Source organism: Streptomyces tuirus, from assembly GCF_014701095.1.
GTDB classification, from domain to species: domain Bacteria; phylum Actinomycetota; class Actinomycetes; order Streptomycetales; family Streptomycetaceae; genus Streptomyces; species Streptomyces tuirus.
In genome coordinates, this window is record NZ_AP023439.1 from 4211212 (window position 1) to 4235363 (window position 24152).

The 24152-nt window shown below is 72.7% G+C and carries 23 protein-coding genes; 17 read left to right on the forward strand and 6 right to left on the reverse strand.

Annotated features, from left to right (window positions below; all coding sequences use genetic code 11):
* The first annotated feature begins 132 nt into the window (after positions 1-132).
* Both IGS69_RS19380 and IGS69_RS19385 read left to right on the forward strand, forming a co-directional pair.
* Positions 133-1251: an alpha/beta hydrolase gene (locus IGS69_RS19380; RefSeq protein WP_190901533.1), complete on the forward strand. Its 1119-nt coding sequence runs from the start codon at positions 133-135 to the stop codon at positions 1249-1251.
* A gap of 176 nt (positions 1252-1427) precedes the next feature.
* Positions 1428-2711 carry a hypothetical protein gene (locus IGS69_RS19385; protein ID WP_385864916.1) on the forward strand — a complete coding sequence of 428 codons (1284 nt, stop codon included), beginning with the start codon at positions 1428-1430 and terminating at the stop codon, positions 2709-2711.
* A gap of 69 nt (positions 2712-2780) precedes the next feature.
* On the opposite strand, the gene IGS69_RS19390 is transcribed toward IGS69_RS19385, so the two are convergent.
* Both IGS69_RS19390 and IGS69_RS19395 read right to left on the reverse strand, forming a co-directional pair.
* Positions 2781-4115, reverse strand: a complete 1335-nt coding sequence (locus IGS69_RS19390) for a PH domain-containing protein (RefSeq protein ID WP_190901546.1) — start codon at positions 4113-4115, stop codon at positions 2781-2783.
* Positions 4112-4642, reverse strand: coding sequence for a PH domain-containing protein (locus IGS69_RS19395; RefSeq protein ID WP_190901556.1), 531 nt, complete (start codon positions 4640-4642; stop codon positions 4112-4114). The genes IGS69_RS19390 and IGS69_RS19395 overlap by 4 nt, the downstream gene beginning before the upstream one ends.
* A 31-nt stretch (positions 4643-4673) precedes the next feature.
* Between IGS69_RS19395 and IGS69_RS19400 the strand changes: the two genes are divergently transcribed.
* Complete coding sequence (locus IGS69_RS19400; protein ID WP_190901558.1) at positions 4674-5825, forward strand: NADH-quinone oxidoreductase subunit D; 1152 nt, start codon at positions 4674-4676, stop codon at positions 5823-5825.
* 3 nt (positions 5826-5828) lie between these two features.
* On the opposite strand, the gene IGS69_RS19405 is transcribed toward IGS69_RS19400, so the two are convergent.
* Positions 5829-6839: an SAM-dependent methyltransferase gene (locus tag IGS69_RS19405; RefSeq protein ID WP_190901560.1), complete on the reverse strand. Its 1011-nt coding sequence runs from the start codon at positions 6837-6839 to the stop codon at positions 5829-5831.
* A 118-nt stretch (positions 6840-6957) separates the two neighbouring features.
* Here IGS69_RS19405 and IGS69_RS19410 point away from each other — a divergent pair, with 118 nt between their 5' ends.
* Both IGS69_RS19410 and IGS69_RS19415 read left to right on the forward strand, forming a co-directional pair.
* A complete protein-coding gene (locus IGS69_RS19410) occupies positions 6958-8151 on the forward strand; it encodes a sensor histidine kinase (RefSeq protein WP_190901562.1) in 1194 nt (397 codons plus the stop codon).
* Positions 8152-8207: 56 nt separating this feature from the next.
* The gene (locus tag IGS69_RS19415; protein WP_190901564.1) at positions 8208-8876 is read left to right on the forward strand and encodes a response regulator; all 669 of its coding nucleotides are present in this window, start codon (positions 8208-8210) and stop codon (positions 8874-8876) included.
* A 124-nt stretch (positions 8877-9000) separates the two neighbouring features.
* On the opposite strand, the gene IGS69_RS19420 is transcribed toward IGS69_RS19415, so the two are convergent.
* Positions 9001-10107, reverse strand: a complete 1107-nt coding sequence (locus tag IGS69_RS19420) for a DUF5937 family protein (RefSeq protein WP_190901566.1) — start codon at positions 10105-10107, stop codon at positions 9001-9003.
* 158 nt (positions 10108-10265) lie between these two features.
* Between IGS69_RS19420 and IGS69_RS19425 the strand changes: the two genes are divergently transcribed.
* On the forward strand, positions 10266-10451 hold the full coding sequence (locus tag IGS69_RS19425; RefSeq protein WP_190901568.1) for a hypothetical protein: 186 nt from the start codon (positions 10266-10268) through the stop codon (positions 10449-10451).
* Here IGS69_RS19425 and IGS69_RS19430 read toward each other — a convergent pair.
* The gene (locus tag IGS69_RS19430) at positions 10444-11625 is read right to left on the reverse strand and encodes a threonine aldolase family protein (RefSeq protein WP_232543580.1); all 1182 of its coding nucleotides are present in this window, start codon (positions 11623-11625) and stop codon (positions 10444-10446) included. The genes IGS69_RS19425 and IGS69_RS19430 overlap by 8 nt on opposite strands.
* 197 nt (positions 11626-11822) lie before the next feature.
* Here IGS69_RS19430 and IGS69_RS19435 point away from each other — a divergent pair, with 197 nt between their 5' ends.
* From IGS69_RS19435 to IGS69_RS19480, 10 genes are all read left to right on the forward strand, one after another.
* Positions 11823-12752: a Rossmann-like and DUF2520 domain-containing protein gene (locus IGS69_RS19435; RefSeq protein ID WP_190901572.1), complete on the forward strand. Its 930-nt coding sequence runs from the start codon at positions 11823-11825 to the stop codon at positions 12750-12752.
* Entirely contained in the window at positions 12749-13750 is a 1002-nt protein-coding gene (gene panC, locus IGS69_RS19440) for a pantoate--beta-alanine ligase (RefSeq protein WP_190901574.1), read from the forward strand. The genes IGS69_RS19435 and panC overlap by 4 nt, the downstream gene beginning before the upstream one ends.
* On the forward strand, positions 13747-15456 hold the full coding sequence (locus tag IGS69_RS19445; RefSeq protein WP_190901576.1) for an L-aspartate oxidase: 1710 nt from the start codon (positions 13747-13749) through the stop codon (positions 15454-15456). The genes panC and IGS69_RS19445 overlap by 4 nt, the downstream gene beginning before the upstream one ends.
* Positions 15457-15461: 5 nt before the next feature.
* On the forward strand, positions 15462-16436 hold the full coding sequence (nadC, locus tag IGS69_RS19450; protein ID WP_190901578.1) for a carboxylating nicotinate-nucleotide diphosphorylase: 975 nt from the start codon (positions 15462-15464) through the stop codon (positions 16434-16436).
* 15 nt (positions 16437-16451) lie between these two features.
* Positions 16452-17249 carry a type III pantothenate kinase gene (locus tag IGS69_RS19455; protein WP_190901580.1) on the forward strand — a complete coding sequence of 266 codons (798 nt, stop codon included), beginning with the start codon at positions 16452-16454 and terminating at the stop codon, positions 17247-17249.
* Between the two features lie 525 nt (positions 17250-17774).
* A complete protein-coding gene (locus IGS69_RS19460) occupies positions 17775-18443 on the forward strand; it encodes a hypothetical protein (protein WP_232543581.1) in 669 nt (222 codons plus the stop codon).
* An 18-nt stretch (positions 18444-18461) separates the two neighbouring features.
* The gene (locus tag IGS69_RS19465) at positions 18462-18650 is read left to right on the forward strand and encodes a hypothetical protein (protein ID WP_190901582.1); all 189 of its coding nucleotides are present in this window, start codon (positions 18462-18464) and stop codon (positions 18648-18650) included.
* Positions 18651-18798: 148 nt separating this feature from the next.
* The gene (locus IGS69_RS19470) at positions 18799-19272 is read left to right on the forward strand and encodes a BlaI/MecI/CopY family transcriptional regulator (RefSeq protein ID WP_190901584.1); all 474 of its coding nucleotides are present in this window, start codon (positions 18799-18801) and stop codon (positions 19270-19272) included.
* A 9-nt stretch (positions 19273-19281) separates the two neighbouring features.
* Entirely contained in the window at positions 19282-19815 is a 534-nt protein-coding gene (locus tag IGS69_RS19475; protein ID WP_190901586.1) for an amino-acid N-acetyltransferase, read from the forward strand.
* Between the two features lie 263 nt (positions 19816-20078).
* Positions 20079-20414 carry a histone-like nucleoid-structuring protein Lsr2 gene (locus IGS69_RS19480; protein ID WP_010048839.1) on the forward strand — a complete coding sequence of 112 codons (336 nt, stop codon included), beginning with the start codon at positions 20079-20081 and terminating at the stop codon, positions 20412-20414.
* Positions 20415-20423: 9 nt separating this feature from the next.
* Here the strand turns inward: IGS69_RS19480 and IGS69_RS19485 are convergent, their stop codons facing one another.
* Positions 20424-21119, reverse strand: a complete 696-nt coding sequence (locus IGS69_RS19485; RefSeq protein WP_190901588.1) for an SCO3374 family protein — start codon at positions 21117-21119, stop codon at positions 20424-20426.
* Positions 21120-21549: 430 nt separating this feature from the next.
* On the opposite strand from IGS69_RS19485, the gene IGS69_RS19490 reads away from it, so the two are divergent.
* Positions 21550-24075 carry an ATP-dependent Clp protease ATP-binding subunit gene (locus IGS69_RS19490; protein ID WP_142161091.1) on the forward strand — a complete coding sequence of 842 codons (2526 nt, stop codon included), beginning with the start codon at positions 21550-21552 and terminating at the stop codon, positions 24073-24075.
* Positions 24076-24152 lie beyond the last annotated feature (77 nt).

Genomic DNA, 24152 nt, shown 5'->3' on the forward strand with positions numbered 1-24152 from the left:
ACGGTGTCTCGGGGGAAGAGGTTCACTCCCCACGTCAAAGCCGTTTCAAAGGCCGAGGAAAGTCCGGGACAAGCCCTTGCGAAGGGTTGAACGCGAGGGCCCGGACGGAGAGCGCGAGCAGGTAGCCGACGTATGGGTCTGACGAGCAACAAGGTGCTGTTCCTGGTGGTGTTGTCCGCCGTGCTGCTGTTCGCCGGCACCGTCTGGGTCTGGCCGCGGCTGGCCCGGCGCGGTTGGCGTGCCGTGGGCGGGCGGGTCGGTCTGCTGCTGGCCACCCAACTGGCGCTGTTCGCCGCGGTGGGCCTGGCCGCCAACCAGGCCTTCGGGTTCTACGCGAGCTGGGCCGACCTGTTCGGGCAGGAGAAGGAGCAGGGGGTGGTCGTCGACCACACGCCGGGCGGTGGCCCGCTGGAGGTGGTCGGCTCGCGCCGGGTGCCGGGGGCGGGCGGTGCGCTGCCGCAGGCCGGCGGGCGGGTGCAGCAGGTCGGCATCGTGGGCCGGACGACGCGCATCGCCACGCGCGCGTACGTCTATCTGCCGCCGGAGTACTTCCAGTCGCGGTACCGCACCCACCGGTTCCCGGCGGCGGTGGTGCTGACGGGGTATCCGGGTACGGCGTCGGCGCTGGTGGAGAAGTTGCGTTATCCGCGTACGGCACTGGAGCTGGCGCGGGCGGGCCGGGCGGAGCCGATGATCCTGGTGATGCTGCGTCCGACGGTGGCGCCGCCCCGGGACACGGAGTGCGTCGACATCCCGGGCGGGCCGCAGACGGAGTCGTTCTTCGCGAAGGATCTCCCCGACGCGTTGCGCACGCACTACAGGGTGGCGGAAAAGCCGGGAGGTCTGGGGATCATCGGTAACTCCACGGGTGGCTACTGCGCGTTGAAGATCGCCCTGCACCATCCCGATGTGTACGCGGCGGGGGCGGGCTTGTCCGCGTACTACAAGGCGCCGATCGACGCGACGACGGGCGATCTCTTCCAGGGCGACAAGGCGCTGCGCAATCGCGCCGATCTGCGGTGGTACGTCGCGCACATGCCCGCTCCCGATACCTCCCTGCTGGTGACCAGCAGCAAGCGGGGAGAGGGCAACTACAAGGACACGCTGGAGTTCATCGAGCGGGTGGAGGGCAACGGGCGGACGCGGATCTCGTCGATCATCCTGGAAAGCGGCGGCCACAACTTCAACACGTGGCGGCGTGAGATTCCGGCGGCGCTGGAGTGGATGAGCGGGCGGCTGGACGGGCGTTGAAATGATCTTGGGAATTGGACGAGCGGTCGATTCCGCTTCTTCCCGAGTTCTGATGTGGTGTGAACGTTTCGGTGTGGCTTTGTTTTTGCGGGGTGGGTCACCATGATTCGCCTACGCGCGGTAAGTTTCTGGCCATGCCACGTGGACGTCACCGTCATTCCCCGCCCCTGCACAGGATGCTCCCCCCGTCGGCGATCGCAGGCGTCTCCCTCGTCTGCGCCCTGGGGCCCTGGGTGTTCACGGAGCCGCTGGTGCTCCGCGGCCTGGCCGCCGCCGCCGCGGCGACGGCGGTCATCGGGGCGGTCGTGCTGCGCCGTTGGGACGCCCAGGCGGGCAAGCGCGTCGCCGACCTCACGCGCGCGCGTGCGAGCGACGAGTGGCGCTTCGAGGAGCGGGTCGCCGAACTGGAGGCCGACCTCGAGGAGTCGCGCGAGCTGCGCGGAAAGCTGGAGCAGCGGCTGCGCGCCAAGCGCACCGAACTGGCCGGGCTGCGCAACGAGCACGCCGCGCTCCTGCGCCGGTACGCCACGTCGGAGACCGAACGCGCGAGCGTCCTGGAGGAACGCCGGGTGCTCGAGATAGAGGCGACGGCTCCGGTGCGGGCCGCGCTTCCGGCGGGTACGTCGGGCACGGCGGACGCCGCGCCGGAGCCGGACGAGGCGGCCGACGCCCTCACCGTCGAGGAGGGGGCCGAGGTTCCCGCGGTGTTCTCGCCCGAGGGTTCCCGGCTGTTCCTGCGGGCCGCCGCCGCGCTCGCCCGGTTCGACGGCGAGACGGTGCCGGACCCGGACGGTGGCGGCGACGGCGACGGCGACGGCGTCCCGAACGGCGAGGACGCGGAGGCCGCGCAGGAGCCGAAGCAGGAGCAGGAGCGGGCGGAGGAGCGGGAGCAGGAGCAGGAGCAGGCGCCGGAGGGCGAGGCCGGGACCGGGGCGCAGGAGCGCTCCGAGGCGGCCGACGGGCACGAGCGGGCGACGGCCGAGACGGGTGGCGAGCGTTCCGCGCAGGCCGTCGACACCCCCGAGGCGGCTGCCGAGCCGGCGGCGTCGGACGCCGCCCCCGTGCAGTCCGGTGGCCCTGGGCAACTCCCGGAAGCCGCGCGGGCCGACGTCACGGACCGGCCCGGGCATCCCAAAGGCCGGCTCTCCGGCCACTTCACCGTGCCCACCGCCGTGGCCGTCCCGCCGCAGGCGCCCGTGCGGCGTCCGTCGGCCGGGGGCGGGTTCGACTTCTTCGGCACGAAGGCCGGGTCGTCCCGGGCGGCGCTGGAGGCCGTGCAGAACGAGGACCTCGCCGATGTCGTCGGCCAGGAGGCGCTCGCCCTGCACAAGGCCGAGACCGAGGCCCGCTACAAGCCGGTCGACGAGGAGTCGCGCGGTATCGGCCAGGTCATCGACCTGACGGCGCACGACGAGACGGAGCAGATCGACGTACAGGGGCTGCGCAGCGCGGTGTCCTGAGGCGCGTTCGGACGCGTGTTCCGACGGAGGGCCCCCGGCTGCGGCCGGGGGCCCTCCGCGCGTCGGGGGTCACGCCATCCAGCGGTCCGGCCGTGCGTCCCTGCGCCCCGTCCGGGACCGCTCCGCCTGTGCCGCCAGCAGCTCGCGCGCCTCGGCCGCGTCCCGCAGCCGGGCCCGCACCGTCTTGTTCGCGCCCGTGTCCACGCACACGTCGGCGACGCCCCGGGCCCGCTCCCACGGCCCCTGCGTCATCCGTACGCTCTGCACCTTGGCGTGCGGCACCAGCGCGAGGCTGCGCCGCAGCAGCCCGGACCGGGACGCGAACACCGCGTCCGTGACGGCGAGTCCGTAGCCGCGCCACCACAGCGGCACGCACCAGCGGGCCCCGCGCGGCGCCGGTGACAGGGCCGCGGGCTCCGGCACGCTCACTCCGGGCAGCACGCGGGCGACGACGTCCTCGGCGATCTCGCGCGGAGCGACCGGCACCAGCACGGAGTTGGACGAGCCGGCCACGTCCAGCTCGACGCGCACCCATCCGCGCCGCCGCCACAGCAGCGGTTCCACGAGCCGTACGCTCTGGACGCGTCCGGGCGGTACCGTCTCGTGAGCCCGGTCCAGCAGCCCGTGGTCGATGCGCAGCCCGTCGGGCGACTCGCCCACCGTCCAGTCGTACTCGGCGATGAACCGGCCGACGCTGCTCGCGCCCGCCGCGCCCAGCAGCGGCAGGGCGACCGCGAGGACCGTCCACAGGCTGTGGGTGAGCAGCCACAGCACCGGCGGGACGACGAGCGCCGCGGCCAGCGACCCCCAGGTCGCGCCCGTCAGCACCAGCGACAGGGCGAGCACCCGGGGCGGCACCCGCAGCAGCTGCCGGGACGGGGCCTCGCCGACCTCGTGCGCGGTCTCGGGGGCGAAACCGGCCGCCCTGGCGAGCAGTTCGGCCCGCAGCGTCCGTGCCTCGTCGGCGCCGAGGAAGGCGAGCTCGTCCTTCTTGTCGGTGCCTATGACGTCGAGTTTGAGCTTGGAGACGCCCGCGACCCGGGCCAGCAGCGGCTGGGTGATGTCGATGGCCTGGATCCGCTCCAGCCGGATGTGCGCGGTGCGCCGGAAGAGGAGCCCGGTACGGATGCGCAGTTCGCTGTCGGTCACCGCGAAGTGCGTGAACCACCAGGAGCAGAAGCCGTAGAGGGCGGCGGCCGGGACGAGCACGGCGAGGCCGATGAGCAGGGTGGTCGTCGTCAGCCGGGTCAGCTGGCGCTGTGCCCCGTCGGGGTCGTGCACGGCCCAGCCGATGAGCACGGCGACCGGTGCCCAGGCGCGGCGCAGCGGGGTGACGGGGTGCAGCCGCCGCTCGGTGACCTCGGCGGCGGTCCCGGAGGCCTCGGCGGCCTCGGGCGCCGTCACAGCCCCGCCGACCGGGCTTCGCCGAGCTCGGTGAGCCGGTCGCGCAGTCGTTCCGCCTCGGCCGGGTCCAGGCCCGGGATCGTCGCGTCGGTCGCTGCGGCGGCCGTGTGCAGCTGCACGCTGGCCAGCCCGAAGTGCCGCTCCACGGGCCCGGAGGTGACCTCGACCAGCTGCATCCGCCCGTACGGCACGACCGTCTCCTCGCGCCACAGCACACCCCGGCTGATCAGCAGGTCGTCGGCCCGCTCGGCATAGCGCCAGGAACGCCAGTTGCGCTCGGTCATCACCCAGCCCCAGACCATCAGCGCCAGCGGCGGCAGCGCGAAGGCGGCCCAGGCGGGACCGGCCAGCAGCCCCGGCAGCAGCCCGGCGGCCAGGGCGACCAGCCCGAGCCACACGACCAGCAGCAACCGGCGCATCTTCAGCAGGCCGGGCGGCAGCGCGATCCACACCGGCTCGTCCCCGGCGTCCTCGATCGTGCCCTGCGGCCCGTCCGGCCCCGTGTTCTGCGGACTCCCCGTCTCCATGGGGCCAGCGTACGTAGGGGAGACTGTGTCCATGACTCCTACGACGGAGACCATGGTCGGAATCGGCGGCGCCGCGGAGAGCACCGACATGGTGCTCAACATCGGGCCGCAGCACCCGTCCACCCACGGTGTGCTGCGGCTGAAGCTCGTCCTGGACGGCGAGCGCATCAAGCACGCGGAGCCGGTGATCGGCTATATGCACCGCGGCGCGGAGAAGCTGTTCGAGGCGCGCGACTACCGCCAGATCATCATGCTCGCCAACCGCCACGACTGGCTGTCGGCGTTCTCCAACGAGCTGGGCGTGGTCCTCGCCGTGGAGCGGATGCTCGGCATGGAGGTCCCCGAGCGCGCGGTGTGGCTGCGCACGCTGCTCGCCGAGCTGAACCGGGTGCTCAACCACCTGATGTTCCTCGGCTCGTACCCGCTGGAACTCGGCGGGATCACGCCGATCTTCTACGCCTTCACCGAGCGCGAGGAGCTCCAGCACGTGATGGAGGAGGTCTCCGGCGGGCGGATGCACTACATGTTCAACCGGGTCGGCGGCCTCAAGGAGGACCTGCCGGCCGGGTGGACCACCCGCGCGCGCACGGCCGTCGCCGACGTGCGCTCCCGGATGGACCGCTTCGACGACCTGGTGCTCGGCAACGAGATCTTCCGCGGCCGCACCCGGGGCGTGGGCACCCTCACCGCCGAGGCCGTGCACGCCTACGGGGTCAGCGGGCCGATCGGGCGTGCCTCGGGCGTCGACTTCGACCTGCGCCGGGACGAGCCGTACCTGGCCTACGGCGAGCTGGCCGATGTCCTGAAGGTGGTCACCCGGCAGGAGGGCGACTGCCTGGCCCGCTTCGAGTGCCTCCTGGAGCAGACCCACAACGCGCTCGACCTGGCCGACGCCTGCCTGGACCGGCTCGCCGAGCTGCCGCCCGGGCCGGTCAACCAGCGGCTCCCGAAGGTCCTCAAGGCGCCCGAGGGCCACACGTACGCGTGGACCGAGAATCCCCTCGGCATCAACGGCTACTACCTCGTCAGCAAGGGCGAGAAGACCCCGTACCGGCTGAAGCTGCGCTCGGCGTCGTACAACAACATCCAGGCGCTGACGGAGCTGCTGCCGGGGACGCTGGTGGCGGACATGGTGGCGATCCTGGGGTCGATGTTCTTCGTGGTGGGGGACATCGACAAGTAGCCCTCAAGCCTCCGGCGCTTCGAAGGGGTCCTCGACGCCGATGGGCTGCACCAGCCAGCCGAAGTCGCCGAGCCCGCCCGTCGCGGTGAGCTCGGCGGCCTCTCCGGCGCTCGCCAGGGCGCGTACGTAGGCGGCGGGGTCGGTGGAGGCCAGTGTGAGCGGGGGGCGTGCGCCGGTCACGCCCAGGGTGCGCAGTGCCTCGCGCTGGCGGAGCACGCGCCCTCCGGGCAGCGCGCACGCGTCCAGGGCCACATGCGCGGTGATGTCGCAGGAGCCGTCCGGGACCGCCGTCGTCTCGCGGCCCTCGCGAAAGCCGGTCAGCGTCCCGAACGGGGGCCGGGTGTCCGCCGTGTGCGCATAGTCCACCGCGACGGCGAGCCCACGCCCGAGCGTCGCGACCACCGCGGCCCACGCCTCGTCCCGGGGCAGGCCGATCTCGGCCCGCCGTCCCTCCTCGCCGGGCAGCGGCCACCACCGCTCCAGCCACCGCGCCCGCGCCCCGTCCACCGGCTCCCCGAGCCGCTCGCTCCCGTCCTCCCGGACCAGCACCAGCCGCGGGACGCCCGCGGCGTCCACCTCGGCGACCTCCAGGGGCACGTTGTCCAGCCACTCGTTGGCGAACAGCAGCCCCGTCGTCCCCCGCGGCGGCTCGGCCAGCCACTCGATCCGGTGATCGAGCCCCGCGGGCCGCCCGGCGATCTCGACGGCGCGCACGCGCGTGCGGGCCGCCACGTCCGGGGGCAGCGCGGCGAGCACCCCGCCGGCCAGCTCGCCCCGCCCGGCCGCCATGTCGACGAAGTCCAGCACCGCGGGCCGCCCCAGTGCCTCGTCGACCCGGCACAGCAGCCGCGCCACGGCACGGGCGAACAGGGGCGAGGCGTGCACGGACGTCCGGAAATGCCCGGCCGGTCCCTCCGCGCGCCGGTAGAAGCCCCCCGGCGCGTACAGGGCGTCCTGCGCCGCCGCACGCCACCCGCGCCACTCCTGCCACTCGTCCCTCGTCCCTGACGTCACCGGGCCAGGCTAAGCGGACACAACGAACGCAACTCCACCTTGCGGAGTACGCGCGCCCGGTACGGATCGGCCCTCCGGTTGACCCCTGCACCTATCCCGCTTCCCTACGCTGGGTTACGTGCAGCGCCTCTATGACTTCCTCCGCAGGCACCCGACGTGGGTCGACGGCTTCTGGGCCGTGGTCCTCCTCGGGATTTCGGTCGTGGGCGGGGCGGCGGGCGAGCAGGTCGGCCCCTGGACCGTGGTCGTTCCGATCACGCTGCTGCTGAGCCTCGTGGTCGCGCTGCGCCGCCGCATGCCGGAGAAGATGCTGCTGCTCGCGGCGGCGGTCGGTGTGGCGCAGCTGGTCACCGACGTCGCGGTCCTGCCCGCCGACTTCGCCATGCTGGCGATCGTCTACACCGTCGCCGCGGAAGGCGCCCGCTGGGCCTCCCGCTTCGCGCTGGTGGCCGGCCTGTGCGCGGCCCCCCTGGCGCAGCTGCGCTGGCCGAACGAGCAGACGGGGGTGGCCGGCGACATCGCCCTGGCGGTCCTGCAGACTGTCCCCTTCGCCCTCGCCTGGGTGCTCGGCGACTCCATCCGCACCCGCCGCGCCTACTTTGCGCAGCTGGAGGAGCGTGCCGCCCGCCTGGAGAAGGAGCGCGAGGCCCAGTCCAAGGTCGCCGTCGCCGCCGAGCGCGCCCGGATCGCACGCGAACTGCACGACGTCGTCGCCCACAACGTGTCGGTGATGGTCGTCCAGGCCGACGGCGCCGCCTACGTCCTCGACGCCGCGCCCGACCAGGCGAAGAAGGCCCTGGAGACCATCTCCTCCACCGGCCGCCAGGCCCTCGCCGAGATGCGCCGCCTGCTCGGCGTGCTGCGCACCGGCGAGCACCAGGAGGCCGGCGAGTACGTGCCACAGCCCGATGTGCAGCAGATCGAGGACCTCGTCGAGCAGTGCCGCACCTCCGGACTGCCCGTCGACTTCAAGGTCGAGGGCACGCCCCGCCCGCTGCCCAGCGGCGTCGAACTCACCGCCTACCGCATCGTGCAGGAGGCGCTCACCAACACCCGCAAACACGGCGGGGCCAACGCGGGCGCGAGCGTGCGACTGGTCTACTTCGACGACGGACTCGGCCTGCTCGTCGAGGACGACGGCAAGGGCGCCCCGCACGAGCTGTACGAGGACGGCGGGTTCGACGGCCAGGGCCACGGCCTGATCGGCATGCGCGAGCGGGTCGGTATGGTCGGCGGCACCCTGGACGCCGGCCCGCGCCCGGGCGGAGGATTCCGCATCAGTGCCCTGCTGCCGCTCAAACCGGCGCACTGACACCGGCGCACGCCCCCGGTTGACACCTGTAACGACCCCCTTATGGAAGAGGCCCGATGACGATCCGCGTGATGCTCGTCGACGACCAGGTGCTGCTGCGCACCGGGTTCCGGATGGTGCTCGCCGCCCAGCCGGACATGGAGGTCGTGGCGGAGGCGGGCGACGGCGTCGAGGCCCTCCAGGAACTGCGGACGACCGAGGTCGACGTGGTGCTGATGGACGTCCGTATGCCCAAGCTCGACGGGGTGGAGACGACCCGCCGGATCTGCGCCGACACCGACCCGCCCAAGGTGCTCATCCTGACCACCTTCGACCTCGACGAGTACGCCTTCTCCGGGCTGAAGGCGGGCGCCTCTGGCTTCATGCTCAAGGACGTGCCGCCCGCCGATCTCCTGGCCGCCATCAGGGCCGTGCACAGCGGTGACGCGGTCGTGGCGCCCTCCACCACCCGGCGGCTCCTGGACCGCTTCGCGCCGATGCTGCCGGGCACCAAGCAGCCCCAGCACAAGGAGCTGGAGCGGCTCACCGAGCGCGAGCGCGAGGTCATGGTGCTGGTCGCGCAGGGCCTGTCCAACGGCGAGATCGCGGCGCGGCTGGTGCTGTCGGAGGCGACCGTGAAGACCCACGTCGGGCGCATCCTGACCAAGCTCGGGCTCAGGGACCGGGTGCAGGTCGTGGTGCTGGCCTACGAGACGGGGCTGGTGCGGGCCGGCCGACACGGCTGATCCCGCGGACCGGCGGACACTGATCCCGCGGACCGGCGGACACTGATCCCGCGGACCGGCGGACACGGCTGATCCCGCGGGCCGGCGGACACGGCTGATCCCGCGTACCGGCCCCCCTCCCGGGCTACCTGAGGATCCCTTCCAGGAACTCGCTGCCGAGCCGGGCCACCACCGTCACGTCCAGCTGGTGCAGGACGTAGCGCCCGCGGCGGCGGGTGGTGATCAGGCCCGCCTTCTTCAGCACGGCCAGATGCCGGGATATCTCCGGGGCCGTCATGCCGTGCGCCTGCGCCAGCTCGCTGGTGGTGTGCGCGCTGCGGGCCAGATGGCGGCACATGCGCATCCGGACCGGGTGGGACAGCGCGGTCATCCGCATGGCCAGCTGCTCCAGGGTCTGCGGTGCGGCGAGCTCCGGGGAGCCGACCGGGTAGTGCAGCACCGGCTGCCAGCCGGGCCGGTGCAGGACCATCAGATGCGGCCAGCCCAGGCTGGTGGGGACGAGCAGCAGGCCGCCGTCGCCCGTGGCCGTACGGCCGTCGCCCAGCTTGTCGACCGTGATCCGCCCGGCTGCCTCGTCGAGCGTGATCGCCGGGGACACCGCGGCCAGCGCCTCCGCCAGGCCCTTGCGGCGCAGCAGGTCCGTCTTGTGCCGGGCGTCCGCCGCGAGCTGGTGACGCAGCCGGGCCCAGACCTCCGCGAAGAACGCCTCGTCGCAGTCCCGGAGGAACTGCCGCAGCCACGCCCGGATGCGGGGCGGGTCGGCCAGCAGCCGCTCCCCGAAGTGCAGCTGCCGCGGTCCGCGCGCGGCGGCCAGGTCCAGCGCCCGGCGGCGCGTGTCCGGGTCGGACAGGGGCGTCGGCCCGTGCTCGCCGTAGCCCGTGGCACAGGTGAACTCCAGCGCCGCGTCCACGAACTGCTCGTCGGACAGCTTGTCGAGCTGGTCCAGCTCCTCGGCGAGGGTGGCGCCCGGGAGCGCGCGCCGGTCCGGCAGGCCCGCCCAGGGCAGGAACAGGTCCGAGAACGTCGTCCGCCACAGGAAGTCCGCCTCGCACATCCGGTCGGCCAGATGCGGGTCGAGCCGGGCCGTCACGCCCGTCACCCAGCCCTGCAGACCCGGGTGGTGCGCCGGTTCGGACAGCGCGTGCAGCGCCATGCCCAGCTCCGCCAGGGGCGAGGGCACGACAGCGGCCTCCTGCGGCCGCAGCCCCGCGATGTCGATGTGCACGCTCATGCCCTCATGGTGCACCCGCCCACTGACAACGCCCCGCCGATTGACGGCCCCCGTCAATCGGCGCGACGCCGTCCCCGGCACGGGCGCACGGTGGGACCACCGGGGCAGCCGCGGAGCCTTCGGACCTCCATCACCCCGTCCCGCAGAGGCGATTCACCATGAGCGTCACACAGCAGCACCTCCTCGACACCCACCGCGCCCTGACCCTCGGCGAGCCGGCCCCGCCCGCACCGGGCACGCACGGCCGGCCGGCCCTACGGGAGCGGCGCGGCGAAGGGCGCTCCCGCGCGGGCCGCCACGGGCTCCGGGACGCCCTGAGCCGGTGGTGGCGGCGCCCTACCTGACCTGCTCGGGCAGCCGGGCCGTGAACTCCGCCACCGCCGCCTTCACGTCCTCGGCGGTCCACTCCAGCCCGTCGGCCCGCACATGCACCTCCGTGAGCGCCAGGCCGGGCCCGCCCCGGTCCCAGGCGCCTGCGAACAGGACCACCCCGGTCTCCTCGGCCGTGCGGACCGCCGCCTCCGCGAGGACCTCCGGCTCGTACGGCAGCCACACCTGGAAGTCGTGGGTGTGCGGCACCTCCGGGTGCACGCGCGCCCACGGCACCCCGGCCGCCGCGAACCCCTCGCGCAGGGCGGCGGCCACCACGCGCGCGTGGGCCACGTACTCCGGCAGCCGGGGCAGCTGCCGCTCCAGCCCGACCAGCGCCGACAGCGCCGTGGGGAACTGCTGGAAGACCGTCCCGCCGTACCGGTGCCGCCAGGTCCTCGCCTCCTCGACGAGCTCCCTCGGGCCGGCGAGCGCCGCGCCGCCGAAGCCCTCCAGGGACTTGTAGAACGACACGTAGACGCTGTCGGCCAGGCCCGCGATCTCCTCCAGCGGCCGGCCGAAGTGCACGGTGGACTCCCACAGGCGGGCCCCGTCGAAGTGCACCACCGCGTCCCGTTCCCGCGCGGCCTGCACGACCTCGGTGAGCTCCTGCCAGGTGGGCAGGACGAAACCGGCGTCCCTGAGGGGCAGTTCCAGCATCAGCGCCCCGAACGGCTCCTCGAAGTCGCGCACCTCGGCGGCGGTCGGCATCCGCGGCTCCCCGGTCAGCCGCACCGGGCGCAGGCCGCCGACCTCCCTGAACGCGTTCCGCTCGTGCACCTCGGGATGGCTGAGCGCGTGCAGGGCGACCGTCGGGTTCCCGGTGCGGCCCGCCCAGCAGCGCAGGGCCACCTGCTGGGCCATCGTGCCCGTCGGGAAGAACACGGCGGCCTCGGTGCCGAGCAGCCCCGCCACCTTCGTCTCCAGCGCCTCGACGACACCGTCGCCGTACACGTCGGACAGCTCGTCCAGGTCGTGCACGCCCTCCGCCTCCTCCAGCAGCGCCAGCCGCTCGCGGAGGGTGCGGTGGAAGCCGAAGCGCGCGAACACGCGCCGGGCCGTGCGGTGGGCGGCCAGCCGCCGCTCCCGCAGCCGTGCGCCCCGGTCCTCGTCCGTCACGTGATCACCGTGTTCCGCCGTATCGGTCATGCCCGGATCCTCCCTCGCGCGCGTGCCGCCGGGCATCCGCATTTCCGTCGGCCGTTCCGGGAACGCCGTACAGGTGTGCACAGCCTGTGGACAACCGAAGCCTGTGGACGACCGAACGCCCCTCGAACCGATCGCGTTAACATGACGAGAAATCGTCCGGTACCCGGAGCGGACTGGAACGGGAAGGCCGCCGTCGAGTGAACACAACCCCACAGCCAGACCCCAAGGACCGCCCCGCGCGGCTCACCGTCGGCGTCGTCGGCGCCGGCCGCGTGGGGCCCGCGCTGGCGGCAGCCCTGCAACTCGCCGGGCACCGCCCGGTCGCCGTCTCCGCCGTCTCGGAGGCCTCCCGGCGCCGCGCCGGGCAACTGCTTCCCGACGTACCGGTGATGCCGCCCGCCGAGGTGCTCCAGCGGTCCGACCTGGTCCTGCTGACCGTTCCCGACGACGCCCTGCCCGACCTGGTCACCGGCCTCGCCGACACCGGATCCGTCCGGCCCGGACAGCTCCTCGTCCACACCTCCGGGCGGTACGGCGCCCGGGTCCTGGACCCGGCCCTGCGCGCGGGCGCCCTGCCGCTCGCCCTGCACCCCGCGATGACCTTCACGGGCACGCCCGTCGACGTCCAGCGGCTGGCCGGCTGCTCCTTCGGCGTCACCGCCCCCGAGGAGCTGCGCCTGGCCGCCGAGGCCCTCGTCATCGAGATGGGCGGCGAGCCGGAGTGGATCGCCGAGGAGAACCGGCCGCTCTACCACGCGGCGCTCGCGCTCGGGGCCAACCACCTGGTCACGCTGGTCGCCCAGTCCATGGAGCTGCTGAGCGCGGCCGGCGTCGCCGCCCCCGACCGGATGCTCGGCCCGCTGCTCGGCGCGGCCCTGGACAACGCCCTGCGCTCCGGCGACGCCGCCCTCACCGGCCCGGTCGCGCGCGGCGACGCGGGCACGGTCGCGGCGCATGTGACCGAACTGCGCCGGCACGCCCCGCAGACCGTCGCCGGCTACCTGGCGATGGCCCGCGCGACCGCGGACCGGGCCCTCGCCCACGGCCTGCTGAAGCCGGAGCTCGCCGAGGACCTCCTCGGGGTACTCGCCCACGGGACCGACGGCACCGAAGGGGACGCCCGATGACCACCACCCTGCTGCGCACCGCGGGCGAACTGCACGCACGCACGCGTACCGGCCGGCGCGCCGTGGTGATGACCATGGGGGCGCTGCACGAGGGCCACGCCACGCTGATCCGCACCGCGCGCGGCATCGCCGGGCCGGACGGCGAGGTCGTCGTCACCGTCTTCGTCAACCCGCTCCAGTTCGGCCAGGGCGAGGACCTCGACCGCTACCCGCGCACCCTGGACGCCGACCTCGCCCTCGCGCAGCGCTCGGGCGCGGACGTCGTGTTCGCCCCGGCCGTGGACGAGGTCTACCCGGGCGGCGAGCCCCAGGTCCGCATCACCGCGGGCCCCATGGGCGAGCGCCTGGAGGGCTCCTCCCGCCCCGGCCACTTCGACGGCATGCTCACCGTCGTCGCCAAGCTGCTGCACCTGACCCGCCCCGACGTCGCCCTGTACGGCCAGAAGGACGCCCAGCAGCTCGCCCTGATCCGCCGCATGGTGCGCGACCTGAACTTCGGCGTGGAGATCGTCGGCGTGCCCACCGTCCGCGAGGAGGACGGCCTCGCCCTGTCCAGCCGCAACCGCTACCTGTCGGCCGCCGAGCGGCGCACCGCCCTCGCCCTGTCCGGGGCCCTGTTCGCGGGCCAGGACCGGCACGCCGCGCAGGAGGCACTGCGCGCCCGGGCCCGTGAAGTGCCCGCCACGCGCGCGCGTGCCGAGGCGCTCAGCGCCATAGGGGAGTCCCGCGCGGCGGCCGACGCGCACGCCGTGGCAACGGCCGTCCCGGGCGGCCCGGCGGCCGTCCGCGCGGCCGCCCGCCAGGTCCTCGACGAGGCCGCCCGCCTTGATCCGCCGCTCGTGCTGGACTACCTCGCCCTGGTCGACCCGTCCGACTTCACCGAGATCGGGGACGACTTCACCGGCGACGCGGTCCTCGCCGTCGCCGCCCGGGTCGGGGCGACCCGGCTGATCGACAACGTCCCGCTCACCTTCACACGCTTCGGAGCCGCCTCGTGACCACCACAGGCATACGACTGCACGCGCCCGCCCCCGGCTGGTCCATCGCCGCGGACGTGGTCGTCGTGGGCTCCGGCGTCGCCGGCCTGACCGCCGCCCTGCGCTGCGAGGCCGCGGGCCTGCGGACGGTCGTCGTCACCAAGGCCCGGCTCGACGACGGCTCCACGCGCTGGGCCCAGGGCGGCATCGCCGCGGCCCTCGGCGAGGGCGACACCCCCGAGCAGCACCTCGACGACACCCTGGTCGCGGGCGCCGGACTGTGCGACGAGGACGCGGTCCGCCTCCTGGTCACCGAGGGCCCCGGCGCCGTACGCCGCCTCATCGAGACCGGCGCCCGGTTCGACGAGTCCTCCGAGGGAGCTCTGGAGCTCACCCGTGAGGGCGGCCACCACCGCCGCCGCATCGCCCACGCCGGCGGTGACGCCACCGGCGCCGAGATCTCCCGCGCCCTGGTCGAGGCCGTCCGCGCGCGGGGCATGCGCACCGTCGAGAACGCGCTCGTCCTGGACCTCCTCACGGACGCGCAGGGCCGCACCGCCGGTGTGACCCTGCACGTCATGGGGGAGGGCCAGCACGACGGCGTCGGCGCCGTCCACGCCCCCGCGGTGGTCCTCGCGACCGGCGGCATGGGGCAGGTCTTCTCCGCCACCACCAACCCGTCGGTGTCGACGGGCGACGGCGTGGCGCTCGCGCTGCGGGCCGGCGCGGAGGTCAGCGACCTGGAGTTCGTCCAGTTCCACCCGACCGTGCTGTTCCTCGGCCCGGACGCGGAGGGCCAGCAGCCCCTGGTCTCCGAGGCCGTGCGCGGCGAGGGCGCCCACCTGATCGACGCCGACGGCGTGCGCTTCATGGTCGGACAGCACGGACTCGCCGAGCTCGCCCCCCGCGACATCGTCGCCAAGGGCATCCTGCGCCGCATGCTGGAGCAGGACACCGAGCACGTGTACCTCGACGGCCGGCACTTCGGCGCGCAGATGTGGGAGCACCGTTTCCCGACGATCCTGGCCGCCTGCCGCGCCCACGGCATCGACCCGGTCACCGACCCCATCCCGGTCGCCCCGGCCGCCCACTACGCCTCCGGCGGCGTCCGCACCGACTCCCACGGCCGTACGACCGTCCCCGGCCTGTACGCGTGCGGCGAGGTCGCCTGCACCGGGGTGCACGGCGCCAACCGGCTGGCGTCCAACTCCCTGCTCGAAGGCCTCGTCTACGCCGAGCGCATCGCGGGCGACATCGCGGCGAACGGCCTGCACGCGCGCGTGCCCCAGCCGGTCGCGCACCCCGAGATCCCCGAGCACCCGCTGCAGGCCCCCGAGGCCCGCTTCACGATCCAGCGGATCATGACGGGCGGGGCGGGCGTCCTGCGCTCGGCGGGGTCCCTCACCAAGGCCGCCGACCAGCTCCAGCGCCTGCACACCGACGCCCGGGAGGCCCTCGCCGAGCACGGCAAGACGGCCGAGGCCGGCGTCGACACCTGGGAGGCCACCAACCTCCTGTGCGTGGCCCGCGTCCTGGTGGCCGCGGCCCTGCTGCGCGAGGAGACCCGGGGCTGCCACTGGCGCGAGGACCGCCCCGAGCGCGACGACGCGGCCTGGCGCCGCCACATCGTCGTGACCCTGAATCCGGACCGCACGCTGGCCGTGCACACCACGGACACCACAGACTTCCCTACGACCCTCCCGCCCAAGGCCCCCCAGGAGCAGTGACCGACGTGAGCACCCCCGACCTTCCCCTCGTCTCCTCCGGAGGCTGCGGAGACGGCTGCGCCTGCGGCGCGGACGACGAGGCGTACCTGGAGTGCGGCCTGGACCCCGCACTCGCCCAGCTCCTGGCCGACGCCGGCCTCGACCCCGTCGAGGTCGAGGACATCGCCAACGTGGCCCTCCAGGAGGACCTGGCCCACGGCGTCGATGTGACGACGGTGGCGACCATCCCCGAGGACGCGGTGGCCACGGCCGACTTCACCGCACGCGAGGCGGGCACCGTGGCCGGCCTGCGGGTCGCCGAGGCGGTCATCTCGGTGGTCTGCGAGGAAGAGCTCGAGATCGAGCGCCACGCGGAGGACGGCGACCGTGTCGAGGCGGGCCAGAAGCTCCTCTCCGTCACCACCCGCACCCGCGACCTCCTCACGGCCGAGCGCAGCGCGCTGAACATCCTGTGCCGCCTGTCGGGCGTCGCGACGGCCACGCGCGCGTGGGCGGACGCGCTCGAGGGGACCAAGGCGAAGGTCCGCGACACCCGCAAGACGACCCCCGGCCTGCGCGGCCTGGAGAAGTACGCGGTCCGCTGCGGCGGCGGCGTCAACCACCGCATGTCCCTCTCGGACGCGGCCCTGGTCAAGGACAACCACGTGGTCGCGGCGGGCGGCGTCGCCGAGGCCTTCCAGGCGGTCCGCGAACGCTTCCCGGACGTGCCCATCGAGGTCGAGGTCGACACCCTGGACCAGCTCCGGGAGGTCCTGGACGCCGGCGCCGACCTGATCCTGCTGGACAACTTCACGCCGGCCGAGTGCGCCGAGGCCGTCGGGATCGTCCAGGGCCGCGCCGCCCTGGAGGCCTCGGGCCGCCTCACCCTCGGCAACGCCAAGGCGTACGCGGACACCGGCGTCGACTACCTCGCCGTCGGAGCCCTCACCCACTCCTCGCCGATCCTGGACATCGGCCTGGACCTGCGGCCGGCGGAGTAGGGGCGGGTACGGGCCATGCTGCTGACGATCGACGTAGGAAACACCCACACCGTCCTCGGCCTGTTCGACGGCGACGAGATCGTCGAACACTGGCGCATCTCCACGGACGCGCGCCGCACCGCGGACGAACTGGCGGTCCTCCTCCAGGGCCTGATGGGCATGCACCCGCTCCTCGGCGACGAGCTGGGCGACGGCATCGACGGCATCGCCATCTGCGCCACCGTCCCCTCGGTCCTGCACGAGCTCCGCGAGGTGACGCGCCGCTACTACGGCGACGTGCCCGCGATCCTCGTCGAACCGGGCGTTAAGACGGGCGTGCCGATCCTCATGGACAACCCCAAGGAGGTCGGCGCCGACCGCATCATCAACGCGGTCGCGGCGGTCGAGCTCTACGGCGGCCCCGCGATCGTCGTCGACTTCGGCACGGCGACGACGTTCGACGCGGTCAGCGCGCGAGGGGAGTACGTCGGCGGGGTCATCTCACCCGGCATCGAGATCTCCGTGGAGGCCCTGGGCGTCCGCGGCGCCCAGCTCCGCAAGATCGAGGTGGCCCGGCCCCGCAGCGTCATCGGCAAGAACACGGTCGAGGCGATGCAGTCGGGTGTCATCTACGGTTTCGCCGGCCAGGTCGACGGCGTGGTCAACCGCATGGCCCGCGAGCTGTCCCAGGACCCGGACGACGTCACCGTCATCGCCACGGGCGGCCTCGCGCCGATGGTCCTGGGTGAGTCGTCGGTGATCGACGAACACGAGCCGTGGCTGACACTGATCGGACTGCGACTGGTCTACGAGCGCAACGTCTCGCGCACGTGAGCGACTGGGGACGGGGCGCAACCCGCCGAGGCGCCCCGCGCCCCGTCCCCAGCCCCGCCCGCCCCGGTCATCCCCAGCAACGCCGCGTCCGGCGCTCACGGCCGCCGCCGCCCCCCGGCCACGCGGCCTGCCCCCCGCCACGCGGCCTCCCCTCCCCCGGAGCCGCGCCGTTCCGGCGCCCCCCCGGCCGCGCGGTTTCCGGCGTCTGGCGTCGGCGCCGCTTCCCGGCTTTTGCGCGCGCCACTTCCGGCACCCACCCCCGGGGCCCCTGCCTCCGGCGTCCGTCGGCCAGCAGCCTGCCCCCAGCCGCGCCGCTACCGGCGCCCCGGCTACGCCGCCTCTGAGGCCATTCCCGGCACCCGAGCCGCGCCACCCCCGGGCAGCCCAGCCACACCACCTCCGGCGCCCCGGCTACAGACGCCCGGCACCCTCGCCGCCGCCCCCCCCAACCCCCACCCGAGTGTTCCCCCGCGCCACACCCATCCCCTATGCGCAATTTGTCTGATTAGCGCGTATCGTCGCCGCATGCCCACGCCATACGGATCCCGCGGCGGCATGGCGTTCGGTGTGGAGGAGCTGCGTGTGCTCCGCCGCGCTCTCGCCCTCGCCCTCGACCCCACCCCCGCCTCGGCCGACGACGTCCAGGACTGTCTCCGTCTCGCAGAGTCACTCGACGAGGCACTGCGGGAGGGGGCCAGGCTGCGCGCCTTCCTCGTGGCCGACCTGGGCCGGTATCGCGCCGCCCTCCCCGGAACCGCCGCCGGCTACCTCGCGCTGCTGGACGAGGCGCTGGGCGCCGGCTACCGCCCCCTGCCCGACGACCTCGCCGCCCTCCGCGCCCTGCGCGGCAACCCCACCGCGGCGGCCCTGCTGGATCGCTGCGCGGTCACCACCCTCACCCCCGCCGAACTCCCCGTCGCCGCCGTTCCCGGCTCCCGCACCCGCCTCCTGGCCATCCCTGGAGGCCGCTGCGCCCCGGCGGCCGCGTCCGCCGGCGGCGGCCCGGAGAAGCAGCCCGAGAAGAAGCCCACCCGCAAGCCACCGGCCCCGGCCCCCAAGCCCGCCCCGGCGCCCGCGCCCGGCCCGGACACCCCGAAGCCCTCCCGCCCGATCCCCACCCCGGGCGAGGTCTTCCCGCGCCGCAAGCCGGCCCCGCCACCCCCCGCGAACCCCCAGCACCTCGCCGCCGGCTGACGTGGCTACCCTGGATCCATGGACTACGTCTCCGCGCTCCTGCCCCCGGCCGTCATGGCCGTCTTCTTCGTCGGCGTGATCCGGGTGATCGTGAAGACACAGGGTGGCGCCAACAAGGCCAAGGAGGACGCGGCCGTGGACGCCGCCCTCGCGCGCGTGGAGGGCGCCCGCCAGACCGCCGCGACCTCCCCGAAGGCCGAGGCCTGACCCCACCCCCTCCGAGGGCGTACGACTCGGCGGACCCGCACCCCGCGGCGCCCGCACTCACGAGCCGTACGCCCTTTTTGTTCCCGTTCGCCGGTCACGCGCACGTCCGCCACGCCATTACCGGGATCTCCCACTATTGTTCTGAGCTGTGCCTCGCCCATTGGGAGAACTCGAAGACGCGGTCATGTCGCGGGTGTGGAAGTGGAACCGCCCGGTGACCGTTCGAGAAGTCCTGGAAGATCTTCAGAAGGAGCGGTCCATCGCGTACACCACCGTGATGACCGTTTTGGACAATCTCCATCAGAAGGGCTGGGTGCGCCGCGAGGCGGAAGGCCGTGCCTATCGATATGAGGCGGTCTCCACCCGCGCCGCCTACGCGGCCGCCCTGATGAACGACGCCTGGTCGCAGAGCGACAACCCCGCCGCCGCTCTCGTCGCCTTCTTCGGCATGATGAGCGAGGAACAGCGGCGGTCTCTCAACGATGCCGTCCGCATCGTCCAGGGCCCGGAAACCCAGGAACCGACCGAACCGTCGGAATCCGCAGAACCGGCCGAACGAGCGGAACCCGGGGAACAGACCGAGGAGAACCCCGCCTCCGCTCGGGACCACGGCGGGCGATAGCGTCCCGGCATGTCCGCGAAGAGCGACGAAGCCACCGCAAAAGCCATCACCGTCCGACGGGCCCGCACCAGCGACGTCCCGGCCGTACGGGGCCTCCTTGACGCCTACGTCCGCGGGCGCATCCTGCTCGACAAAGCAACGGTGACGCTTTACGAGGACATCCAGGAGTTCTGGGTCGCGGAACGGGACGACAACGCCGAGGTCGTCGGCTGCGGCGCGCTGCACGTGATGTGGGAAGACCTCGCGGAAGTCCGCACTCTCGCGGTGAAGCCCGGCTTGAAGGGCGCGGGCGTCGGACACCGGGTGCTGGAGAAGTTGCTGCAGACCGCCCGCTGGCTCGGCGTTCGCCGTGTTTTCTGTCTGACCTTCGAAGTCGACTTCTTCACCAAGCACGGCTTCGTGGAGATCGGCGAGACGCCCGTCGACACGGATGTCTACGCGGAGCTCCTGCGTTCCTATGACGAGGGTGTCGCGGAGTTCCTCGGACTCGAACGAGTGAAACCGAACACCTTGGGCAACAGCCGGATGCTTCTGCATCTGTGATCCCCGGGCGCCAGTAGACCGCTAGCGGGTCAGGCCGGTTCGTCAAGGCATATTCCACGGCGCCCACCCTGCCCCGGTTCCCTATGTCCGAAACGCGTACGTTTCCGGACCGGGGCCGGGCTGCCGGACTCTGCCGGGGGTTTGTGTTTTTCCGGCAAAAGCGGTTTGCTTTCCGACGTACTGCAGTACTGCATATAACAGGGGACGGCGATACGGCGGACGCCGGCACACCCGCCCTGAAGATATCGATGAAAGGAAATCCGGTGGCACAGAAGGTTCAGGTCCTTCTTGTCGACGACCTCGACGGTGGCGAGGCGGACGAGACCGTGACGTTCGCGCTGGACGGCAAGACGTACGAGATCGATCTCACCACTGCCAATGCGGACAAGCTCCGTGGCCTTCTCGAGCCTTACGTGAAGGGCGGTCGGCGTACCGGAGGCCGTGCTTCGGGCGGGCGCGGAAAGGCGCGCGCCGCTTCGAGCGGCAGCCAGGACACCGCGGCGATCCGCGCCTGGGCGAAGGAGAACGGTTACGAGGTCAACGACCGCGGCCGTGTTCCCGCGACCATCCGCGAGGCTTACGAGAAGGCCAACGGCTGAACAGCGGCCCTACCGACCCTGCGCACGCACGGCCGGTGGCTGGGCGCACGCGCGCCGCAGCCGGACCCGGTGGCACTGTGTGGCCACCGTGTTCACCAGCCGCACCAGATCGGGGGCGTCCCCATCGCCCCCCAGCGCCGACAGCGTCGGCAGCGAGGCCTCGACCTCGCATCCCGGCTCGGGGGGCCGCAGCCACACGGCGGCCCCCTGGGAACCGACCCGGCCCCGGGGAGCAGGCGGTACATCCGCCTCGCAGGGCGCCGCGGTGCGCGATGCGCGTGCCGGCGGCAGCGCCCCCTCCCCTTGAGGCAGCGGGGGTGACGGCGCCTCGATGAGGCCGCCCGCGCCGATCGCCAGCAGATCCAGCGACAGGGTCCCCCAGTCCAGCCACTCCAGCAGCCCGGGGAGCTCCTCCGCGCTGCCCGTCGCCACCAGGAGCAGCATCCGGCCGCCGTGCAGCGCTACGGGAGAGCCGGACGCCAGGCGCCGCAGGGCCGCGTGCCCCGCCTCCGCCGGGACGTCCAGGACGTCGTAGCGCACCCCCACCGGCAGCCGCAGGGGATCCCCGGGCACCGTCGGCCACCCCAGTTCGTTCTCGTACCACCGCCGGACCTGACCGCTCCCGCCGGACGGGCCGAGCGGCCGGCGGGGGAGTGGGACGAGCGGGGTCGAGGACGGGGTCACGGGCTGAGGGGCGCCGAACATGCCAAGTGCAACACCCGGAAGCGCCTGAGGGTTACGCTGGGTGGTGCTGTAAACGCACAGAGTGGCGAAATGGGGGCGCGAGGGGGGTGCGGGGAGGCGCAAGGTTGTTCGCCCGTAGCGGAGGGAACGGGGGCGCCGGGCATGGACTTCCGGTCGTCACGGGTAAGACATCCCTAGTGGGAGGGGGCGACACGCAGGAAAGGACGTCTCACGTTCGCCATCGGCGTACTGGCGAGTGGGGTATCTGCCTGGCCTGCGGGAACATCGTCTCGCACCATCGGGTTGGAGCAGATGTCGGCGTTCGGGGTCAGGAGGCCAAGGACGGTGTCGGCAGTTGGAATGAGCGGTCCCCGCTTGCGGGACTAAGCTGCGGAAGGACAGGGAGGGGAAGTTCCCCCCACTGCCTGACCGCTCTGAGGAGCGATTAACGATGTTCGAGAGGTTCACCGACCGCGCGCGGCGGGTTGTCGTCCTGGCTCAGGAAGAAGCCCGGATGCTCAACCACAACTACATCGGCACTGAGCACATCCTCCTGGGCCTGATCCACGAGGGTGAAGGTGTCGCCGCCAAGGCCCTTGAGAGCCTCGGGATTTCGCTCGAGGCGGTCCGCCAGCAGGTGGAGGAGATCATCGGCCAGGGCCAGCAGGCCCCGTCCGGCCACATCCCCTTCACCCCCCGTGCCAAGAAGGTCCTGGAGCTGTCGCTCCGCGAGGCCCTTCAGCTGGGCCACAACTACATCGGCACGGAGCACATCCTGCTCGGCCTGATCCGCGAGGGCGAGGGCGTCGCCGCCCAGGTCCTCGTCAAGCTGGGCGCAGATCTGAACCGCGTGCGGCAGCAGGTGATCCAGCTGCTCTCCGGTTACCAGGGCAAGGAGACCGCCACCGCCGGCGGTCCTGCCGAGGGCACCCCCTCCACGTCCCTGGTCCTCGACCAGTTCGGCCGGAACCTCACCCAGGCCGCTCGTGAGTCCAAGCTCGACCCGGTCATCGGGCGCGAGAAGGAGATCGAGCGGGTCATGCAGGTGCTGTCCCGCCGTACGAAGAACAACCCGGTCCTGATCGGTGAGCCCGGCGTCGGCAAGACCGCCGTCGTCGAGGGCCTCGCTCAGGCCATCGTCAAGGGCGAGGTGCCCGAGACCCTCAAGGACAAGCACCTCTACACCCTGGACCTCGGCGCGCTGGTCGCCGGCTCCCGCTACCGCGGTGACTTCGAGGAGCGCCTGAAGAAGGTGCTCAAGGAGATCCGCACCCGCGGCGACATCATCCTGTTCATCGACGAGCTCCACACGCTGGTCGGTGCGGGTGCCGCCGAGGGCGCCATCGACGCGGCTTCCATCCTGAAGCCGATGCTGGCCCGCGGTGAGCTGCAGACCATCGGTGCCACCACGCTGGACGAGTACCGCAAGCACCTGGAGAAGGACGCGGCCCTCGAGCGCCGCTTCCAGCCCATCCAGGTCGCGGAGCCGTCCCTGCCGCACACGATCGAGATCCTCAAGGGTCTCCGTGACCGGTACGAGGCCCACCACCGCGTCTCGATCACCGACGAGGCGCTGGTCCAGGCCGCCACGCTGGCCGACCGGTACATCTCGGACCGCTTCCTGCCGGACAAGGCGATCGACCTGATCGACGAGGCCGGTTCCCGGATGCGCATCCGCCGGATGACCGCGCCGCCGGACCTGCGCGAGTTCGACGAGAAGATCGCCGGCGTCCGCCGCGACAAGGAGTCCGCGATCGACTCGCAGGACTTCGAGAAGGCCGCCTCCCTGCGCGACAAGGAGAAGCAGCTCCTGGCCGCCAAGGCCAAGCGGGAGAAGGAGTGGAAGGCCGGCGACATGGACGTCGTCGCCGAGGTCGACGGCGAGCTGATCGCCGAGGTCCTCGCGACCGCCACCGGCATCCCGGTCTTCAAGCTGACCGAGGAGGAGTCCTCGCGTCTGCTGCGCATGGAGGACGAGCTCCACAAGCGGGTCATCGGCCAGGTCGACGCCGTCAAGGCGCTGTCGAAGGCGATCCGCCGTACGCGTGCCGGTCTGAAGGACCCGAAGCGTCCCGGTGGCTCGTTCATCTTCGCCGGCCCCTCCGGTGTCGGTAAGACCGAGCTGTCCAAGGCGCTCGCCGAGTTCCTCTTCGGCGACGAGGACGCGCTGATCTCCCTCGACATGTCGGAGTTCAGCGAGAAGCACACGGTCTCGCGGCTCTTCGGTTCGCCCCCCGGCTACGTGGGCTACGAGGAGGGCGGCCAGCTCACCGAGAAGGTCCGCCGCAAGCCGTTCTCCGTCGTGCTCTTCGACGAGGTCGAGAAGGCCCACCCGGACATCTTCAACTCGCTGCTGCAGATCCTGGAGGACGGTCGCCTGACCGACTCCCAGGGCCGGGTCGTGGACTTCAAGAACACGGTCATCATCATGACGACCAACCTCGGCACCCGGGACATCTCCAAGGGCTTCAACCTGGGCTTCGCGGCCCAGGGCGACACGAAGTCCAACTACGAGCGCATGAAGAACAAGGTCTCGGACGAGCTCAAGCAGCACTTCCGGCCCGAGTTCCTCAACCGCGTCGACGACGTGGTCGTCTTCCCGCAGCTCAGCCAGGACGACATCCTCAAGATCGTCGACCTGATGATCGGCAAGGTCGACGAGCGCCTGAAGGACCGGGACATGGGCATCGAGCTCTCCCAGTCCGCCAAGGAGCTGCTGTCCAAGAAGGGCTACGACCCGGTGCTGGGTGCGCGTCCGCTGCGTCGCACCATCCAGCGTGAGATCGAGGACTCGCTGTCGGAGAAGATCCTCTTCGGCGAGCTGCGCCCCGGTCACATCGTGGTCGTCGACACGGAGGGCGAGGGCGACACCAAGACCTTCACCTTCCGCGGCGAGGAGAAGGCGCCCCTCCCGGACGTCCCGCCGATCGAGCAGGCGGCCGGTGGCACGGGCCCGAACCTGAGCAAGGACGCCTGAGTGTAGCGACCCAGTGAGAAGGGGCCGGTGCTGAACAGCACCGGCCCCTTCTGCATGCCCGGACGCCTCCCCTGAGG